The following is a 6,925-nucleotide window of genomic DNA, read 5'->3' as shown; positions in this document are numbered from 1 at the left end:
CGACAGCAATTCCGGATCGAACGGCGAAATGGAGAAGATAAACGTCCGGGTGCCCCGAGCGCTGCTCACCCAAATAGACGAAGTCTGGGAGGAACGCGGCTACGCCAACAAGTCCGAATTTATCCGCGATGCACTCCGCGACGCAGTCACCCCGCCGACACAGCTCTCTGAGGAGGCGCTCCAGCACCTCACCGAAAGCCGTGAGCAGCGAGAGCAAGGCAAGACTGTCTCGCACGAGGATGTGAAGGAACGTCTCGGCATCGATGACTGAGATCGAGTGGACGCCAAAAGCAATTGAACTCCTCGACGGACTCGAAGCTGAGGCCCAAGAACGAGTAGTCAAAAAGCTCGACGAAGCAAAGGACTGGACATCCCATCGACTCGAAAAACTCACCGGCTACCCGTACTACAAACTTCGTGCGGGGGATTACCGTGCGATTATCACGTGGGATCGAGACGAGGACTTACTCGTTGTCGAAGCCGTCGGGCACCGGCGGAATATCTATGACCGCCACCTTCCTCCATAACAGGCTCAACGAATTGGCTTCCGTAGAAGAGTAATCGAACCCTAGTCTAGGTCGGCGTTCATTGTGGTTGTTTTTCACCCCCTGAAGGGTGCGGAGGTGCTCGAACGAGAATCTCGCGGACAGAACCATGAGTGGAACCATCAAGCCACATTCGCTCGAACAGACACTTCTAGAGGGATATCCCGACATCGTCTACGTCGGTTACCGACAGCGAGGCCGCGCAATCGTCAAAAAGCATCCTGATCGCGAACCGCTGACCCCAGATCGGAGTCTGGAGCTGGCGAATCACAGTCCTTCGGGCTTCGAATGGGGATATGGTGGCAGCGGGCCGGCCCAACTCGCGCTCGCCCTCCTGCTCGATTACACCGACGACGAGGATGTCGCGCTGGCGGAGTACATGGCGTTCAAGAACGAAGTAGTGAGCCGATTGGAGTGTAATGGTCCCAAACAGCGCTGGCGACTCACAGGACACGAGATAGATGCGGCCCTTCGTGAGACAGTCGACGAACCAGTCGCACCATCCGTCAACTAACAGTCAGAGAGCAATCCATGCCAGAACCCACCCAGCAGTCCCGTACGAACGTAGAATCGACCGAGAACAGTGCGCGACAGGCACCAACTGAGTACGTCGAGCGAAGCGATGTCGGGGTCTCCCTCACCGTGAAGCTGACTCGCGGTACTGGGACTCGCGATCAGGATAAGGTCACAGCGAAAGTGAAAGCGAAAACGCTCGAAAAGGCCCGCGAGGACATGGAGACGCTTCGGAGGTACATCCACGACCTCGCCGAAGACGCCCGCCAGATCCAACCGGGGGAAGACGACGAGTAGCGGGCAGGTGCGGTCTATTTCGCCTCTGTAAGAGCGGAGGCGATCATCAGTGAGCGACTCAGAAGAACAAGAACGAAATTCGAACGAACTGTCGCCAGCACAGCGACTCGAACCGCCAAACTCGCGCCTCATCAACGCGGGGATCGTGACGATTCACGATATGGAGACGCTGCGAGCGTGTGTCGCCTACGAGAACGCAAATCAACAGCGTATTCGGATTCTTCGCCAGCTCAAGCAGCAGGCCGACGATATCCGTTCCCAAGAGAGGTGAGCCAACCCGCAATCGTCGTTTTCGGAGCCTTCAGTAACATCATGGCTCGGTTACAGGGAGCTCCCACGAAAGGATTACTCCGGAACCAACGATGAGGACAACTCCCCCGACAGCTAGCGCAAACAGTGGGGACACATAGTCCGAGAGAACACCGCTTCCAAGTTGAAATGGAATAACTGCTAAGCCGCTGACCATCGCCATAGCGCTCAACACAGTTGCGCGTCCGAGTGTTTCAATTCGGTTGTTAACGTACTGTCCAGCGAATGACCGCGTAACGTCCGAGAGCCCTCGAGCGACGAGGAAGGTCGGAAGCGCGAGTATGGGAATGAAGTACATCCCGACCAGTGCTGCACCGACGATGAATGGCAAGATGATGAACCACGTCTGGATACCGATGAAATCCTTGATCGCACCGGTATAGTAGCTGAGTACCGCACCGACGAGACTGTACGCTGCGTAGAACCACCCCAGAAGTGATTCGACTTGTCCAAGGGAGACGCCTAAATCGACAACGACGGTCTGGAATATTGGTTGGAGAAAAACGAACACAAGGTACGTCACAGCGGCGTAGAGGACGTAATAATAGAGAATGAATGCCCGGAGATTCCGCTCGGAAAGCGCCTCCTTGACGATACCAACGGTTCGGCGGAAGCTCAACGCGTCCGTATCTGTCTTTTTATACGTTTCAGGTTCGTCTAGTGTGAGCAGTACCACGGCGCCAAACCCAGTAACTGCAGCTGCAACGAACCACGGGTACGAGAGATCGATACTTCCGAGATATCCGCCAACAATGGCTGCACCAGCACCAACTGCGAGAGCTGCAGATTCTCCTCGCCCTCGAACGTGTGCGAACTCGTCCTCCGAAAGGTCGTCTGTGAGCGTGTCGTATAGCCACGCATCCTCACTCCCGGATCTAAAGTTGTACCCCGCAGACCAGCAGACATAGAGAACCGCCAACGCGAAAAACGACTCAGAAAAACCAATCCCCAGAAGCGTTACAGCGATCAGCACCGTCCCGATAAGGAGGCTATTCCGTCGACCAACGCGATCTCCGATGTACCCCGTCGGTATTTCACCGAGTAGTGTGGTTAGATTGTATATTGCTTCGAGAATGGCGATTTGGGTGAAGTTGAGTCCCTGTGCCAGGAAAAAGAGGTACATTATCGGCCGGTAGAATTCGACCGCTTTGGTGGATTTGTAGAGATAGTATTTGATGATACTACCAGGTGCGGACGCATTCAAGAGAGAGCCAGAGAGACGGCCCATTATTCGGACATCGGGAAGAGAGACTCAATTACGTTCCGTTATTTTGCTTCTGAGGAATCGTAATAACAGAGCCCTAAGTAGCTCTCAACGTAAGGTCGCATATGCGAACGAGCCTCAACGTTCCACAGGAGGTGCTCGATTCATTCGACGAGACGTGGAAGTCCGAGGGGATGGAATCACGGTCGCGAGCAGTCCGTGAAGCGATGCAAGAATACATCGAGCGCCACACGCGGTTAGAAGAGATTAAAGGAGAAGCTGTCGCGGCAATAGCGTTCGACTACGAACATACACTCGTCATTGGAGAGCTTCATACAATTCAACACGAGTTCGAGGACGTCATTGGAACGACCCAACATATGCACCACGGGGACTGGTGTCTGGAGACCATTTTCTGTACCGGCCCCGCAAATCGGATTCGTGAGTTAGTGTATCAACTCCGGGATTTCGATGCTGTTGGGCGTGTGAACGTCATGTTCCTCCAGCCTGTAGCCTGAGTCTGTGGAACTGACTCGATTCGCCGTTTGAATAGGCTGGCTTTCGAGGAGTCGATAGATTCGCAGAGAGTTTTTACCCCCGGTAGGGGTGCGGGGTATTCGACTACCCGCGTTCGACATATGAAGACGGATTCGACCGACTATCCCAGAACAGAGGTACAGACTGCGAGCGACCCTTGCTCGACGAACAGAGACCACGTCGAGTATGTGGGGATGCGCGTCGACGACAGACCGGTCGTACTCAATCTCACGGAACACGAGCGACTCGTCCCCAACCGAAGCCTCGATCTCGTACGACAGAGTAGGCCAGGCTTCGAGTGGGGTGACACTGGCAGCGGTTCGGCACAGCTCGCCTGTGGACTCCTCCTCGATTACACCGACGACGAAGCCGTTGCCTCCCAGCACTACATCCAGTTCCGCGATGACGTGGTGAGCCAGTTGGAGTGCAGTGGACCAGCCAATTGCTGGCATCTCACCGGCGACGATATCGAAGCCGCACTCGCGGGCGTCACCAAGCACGAAGCGCTCACGCCGGATGGTGGAACGCCAACCCCGTCACTTCCAGTAAACTGGAGTGCCGTGAATCAGTCAGAACGGACAGTTTTCCAGCGGCGAGACGTCGACCACTACGTCGTCCTCGGTGAAGGGACCGAGGAGTGGCTGCTCCTGCTCTGTGCGCAGGGCGACCGTGCGTATCCCGCTCCGCTCGACATACGTACCGCTCCGATTGAGGAGGATCCTGCTCCCGCCGTGCGGGAACTCGTTGCCGAGAGCAACGACCTCGTCGAGCCGGAGGAGGATGTGTGATGGGGAGTCTTCGCTTCTCCCGGGCCACCTACCAGCTCATCGAACGCGCTGTTGAGGCACTGGAGCACATCGGCCACGAACTCGAGCGATACAACGACAAGCAGGAACGTGAGAGAGCCGAGAACAGAGACGTCTCGGCGGGGCGCGACGATTCATGACCAGCGTCTACCACGATGATGCGACTGGCCGGACTGGGTTTCAGTTCACGCGGGCGTCGGGCGGGTGTGACTGTCCAATCCATCGCGACAGTGATCCACCCACGGCGCCGCTTGGACTACGGTTCGCCGAGCGAGTCCAAATCGAGACGATTCCCCGGCACGTCGCCGGCGCAATCTATGAGGCCCATCACTCCTACATGGATAGCGTCCCGCTCACCAACCTGGTTCATCACGGTCTGAGCTACCAAGGACAGCTCATGGGCGCGATTACATGGCGACACCCGCTCATCCGGTCATTGAATCACGATGAAACCCGGTACGAAGGCGACGAGATCGTCGAAGCAGCTCGCATCTGTATCGGCGTCGACTTCCCAAACCTCGCATCGGCAGCGCTTGCACAGTCGATGGATCAGTTCATTCGACGTGAAGCACGTCGACGCGGGATTCGACTCCTCCTGACGTTCGTTCGAGCGGATTACTCTGGATCAATGGTGAAAGCACTCCGGGCCAAGGGGTGGCGCTGTACGGGAAAGACGGGGACAGGCCAAGCAGGGAATCGACCGGACAAGCCGATTCGTGAGACGCCGAAATGGCGATTCGTGTGTGAGGTATCCAGTGGTCACGATAGCACACAAACGACAGTTGAGCAGTGGTCAGCATGACTCAGAAAGCGACTCTCGATCACTTCGCGACGAGTGCAACCGAGGAATCCAGCTCGTTCACGCTATAGGAATTCGCAGAGGTCTTCATACTCCTCGTCATTACAGATTTCCCATCTGTTGAAATCGGCGTGCTGAATAGAGAGGGTATATCTCGAAACGATTTATCCCCAGCGGGTGGACACGACGAGTGGAACCTCTTTGTACATTGACACCGACAGTCACAGTCATGTTCGAGGACATCCCGGTAGATTCCGACCTTCTCATCGAGGTCGTCAACCGATCACCGATGATCGCGGCCTTGCGCGAGGGGGCGAAAGATCGGCGAGAGTTAGAACAGAGTCTTGGAATATCGAAGTCGACCGCCCATCGAAACACCAGTTCCCTCGCTGAGCGGGGTCTCGTCGAGCGAAGGGACGGGGAATACAGCCTCACCGAACTCGGTGAGGCTGTTGCTGAGGTTGTCGCGAGATTCGAAGAGGACATGCGAACGACCGTTCGGCTTGCTCCCTTGTTCGAGGCCGTTTCCGGCATCCAACCGCCGTGTCCCATCGACGCCTTCTCAGACGCGACGGTCACGACAGTTGACCGAGGTGATCCGTTTGGTCCGCTGGCGCGGTTCGTCTCCCTCGTTCAGGGGACGGAGTCATTGCGAATGTTCGATTCATACGCCATCGCCCCGACCTACATGGACGAAATCCACGGGCGGATTCTCGACGGGTTGGAGACGAAAGTCGTCGAACGACCGGACGTAGCGGCGGACGTCATGGAAAACTATCCAAAGAAGTGCGTTGAGCTGTGTGCGAGCGAGTTTCTCACGATGCGGATACACGATAATCTCCCCTTCGGACTCATCATATTTGACTCCCACATCGGTATCGGTCTCCGCGACCCTGATACCGGCGCTCCGCGAGCGTTCATCGATACAGACGAACCAGAGGGACGTGCCTGGGCGAAGACCCTCTTCGAACTGTATTGGACCAATGCGATTCAGCTGCCACGGTTCAATCCGAAATCCCTCAAGGAGGCACTCGAGTCCAGATCGTAACGTATTCTCCCCCTCGAACAGATCTGCTGATCTCTGTTCCCGAATCGGTGTTCGAGGAGTTCTCTATCCATCCGGACCGGCGACGTGCTCCCCCCGGCGATAGACCTGTGAGACTGGAAGCCCGGCACAGTCGGCGTGTTCACGGAGAGTTTCCTCCGTCTCGGCTCGGAAGTGACAGAGTGTCCCCGTCACCATGTCCTCCTCGTTCGTCATGATCTCGGATTGGACCCATTCGATAGCATCGCCGTCGTCACGGACCGTGTCTAGCGCCGCAATCGACCGCTCACTGGCACGTTCTCGCTCGGCGTGAGTCACGGGTGGATCGATCTCACGGAAGATAAGATAATCCACCATCTCTCGTTCGTTCATCATCCCTCCCTCTGCTCGTCCGGTAGGAGTTCTGTGCGATGTCCTGTCGGTGGTGTCATGTCTCGATGAGACATGGAAGACGCTACGTGGCGCTGGAGTTTGTAGTTAATCGACGGGATTTTCCCTCACGATGGGACGCTACTGTGATGTGAAACGGTTCGGTTTCAGATGAACGGATTGGTGATCAACGGTGTGAGCAGTATCGGTAGCTATCAGATCGGTTGCTGTGGCTCAATCACCTGAATGGGGGCTTGTTGGGACGGTCTGTGGTTTCCAACCATGCGCGATACGCGCCCTGTATGCAGCACGGCCCATTTATCAGCCACAGAGAAGCACGTCAATCGATTGTATGAGAACTTCTGCTTATAGAAGAGCAGCTTCGCACGCTGGGAGACCCATCCCTGGGTGCCGAATCCTGAGTAGGTACGCCAACGACGCCCCTCCAGCGAGTAATTGGTGGAGGGAAGTCTGGCTTTGGCTTCGTTTAGGCTGTTAACC

At 56.2% G+C, this 6,925-nt stretch carries 12 protein-coding genes; 9 read left to right on the top strand and 3 right to left on the bottom strand.

The window, feature by feature from the left end; genetic code table 11:
• From AN233_RS00410 to AN233_RS15915, 5 genes are all read left to right on the top strand, one after another.
• On the top strand, window positions 1–271 hold a 271-nt coding region (locus AN233_RS00410; protein WP_245625914.1), incomplete at its 5' end, for a ribbon-helix-helix domain-containing protein.
• Window positions 264–527, top strand: a complete 264-nt coding sequence (locus tag AN233_RS15925; RefSeq protein ID WP_080508263.1) for a type II toxin-antitoxin system RelE family toxin — start codon at window positions 264–266, stop codon at window positions 525–527. The genes AN233_RS00410 and AN233_RS15925, both read left to right, overlap by 8 nt.
• 127 nt (window positions 528–654) lie before the next feature.
• Window positions 655–1,059: a DUF6166 domain-containing protein gene (locus AN233_RS15920; protein ID WP_080508264.1), complete on the top strand. Its 405-nt coding sequence runs from the start codon at window positions 655–657 to the stop codon at window positions 1,057–1,059.
• 17 nt (window positions 1,060–1,076) lie between these two features.
• Window positions 1,077–1,355, top strand: coding sequence for a DUF7389 domain-containing protein (locus AN233_RS00400; protein WP_058364904.1), 279 nt, complete (start codon window positions 1,077–1,079; stop codon window positions 1,353–1,355).
• Window positions 1,356–1,404: 49 nt separating this feature from the next.
• Window positions 1,405–1,626 carry a hypothetical protein gene (locus tag AN233_RS15915; RefSeq protein WP_080508262.1) on the top strand — a complete coding sequence of 74 codons (222 nt, stop codon included), beginning with the start codon at window positions 1,405–1,407 and terminating at the stop codon, window positions 1,624–1,626.
• Between the two features lie 39 nt (window positions 1,627–1,665).
• On the opposite strand, the gene AN233_RS00395 is transcribed toward AN233_RS15915, so the two are convergent.
• Window positions 1,666–2,892 carry an MFS transporter gene (locus AN233_RS00395; RefSeq protein ID WP_058364903.1) on the bottom strand — a complete coding sequence of 409 codons (1,227 nt, stop codon included), beginning with the start codon at window positions 2,890–2,892 and terminating at the stop codon, window positions 1,666–1,668.
• Window positions 2,893–2,993: 101 nt separating this feature from the next.
• Here AN233_RS00395 and AN233_RS00390 point away from each other — a divergent pair, with 101 nt between their 5' ends.
• From AN233_RS00390 to AN233_RS00380, 4 genes are all read left to right on the top strand, one after another.
• Complete coding sequence (locus AN233_RS00390) at window positions 2,994–3,386, top strand: CopG family ribbon-helix-helix protein (RefSeq protein ID WP_058364902.1); 393 nt, start codon at window positions 2,994–2,996, stop codon at window positions 3,384–3,386.
• Window positions 3,387–3,506: 120 nt separating this feature from the next.
• Window positions 3,507–4,193: a DUF6166 domain-containing protein gene (locus tag AN233_RS00385; RefSeq protein WP_058364901.1), complete on the top strand. Its 687-nt coding sequence runs from the start codon at window positions 3,507–3,509 to the stop codon at window positions 4,191–4,193.
• The gene (locus AN233_RS17025; protein WP_176696594.1) at window positions 4,193–4,351 is read left to right on the top strand and encodes a hypothetical protein; all 159 of its coding nucleotides are present in this window, start codon (window positions 4,193–4,195) and stop codon (window positions 4,349–4,351) included. The genes AN233_RS00385 and AN233_RS17025 overlap by 1 nt, the downstream gene beginning before the upstream one ends.
• A gap of 888 nt (window positions 4,352–5,239) precedes the next feature.
• On the top strand, window positions 5,240–6,058 hold the full coding sequence (locus AN233_RS00380; RefSeq protein WP_058364900.1) for a helix-turn-helix transcriptional regulator: 819 nt from the start codon (window positions 5,240–5,242) through the stop codon (window positions 6,056–6,058).
• A 63-nt stretch (window positions 6,059–6,121) separates the two neighbouring features.
• Here AN233_RS00380 and AN233_RS00375 read toward each other — a convergent pair whose 3' ends face one another.
• On the bottom strand, window positions 6,122–6,427 hold the full coding sequence (locus tag AN233_RS00375) for a nickel-binding protein (RefSeq protein ID WP_058364907.1): 306 nt from the start codon (window positions 6,425–6,427) through the stop codon (window positions 6,122–6,124).
• Window positions 6,428–6,639: 212 nt separating this feature from the next.
• On the bottom strand, window positions 6,640–6,925 hold a 286-nt coding region (locus AN233_RS17540), incomplete at its 5' end, for a hypothetical protein (protein ID WP_218055028.1).

This window comes from Haloparvum sedimenti (assembly GCF_001462205.1).
Taxonomy (GTDB): domain Archaea; phylum Halobacteriota; class Halobacteria; order Halobacteriales; family Haloferacaceae; genus Haloparvum; species Haloparvum sedimenti.
The sequence above is the reverse complement of the archived record's forward strand: the minus strand, read 5'-3'. Positions and strand labels throughout refer to the sequence as shown.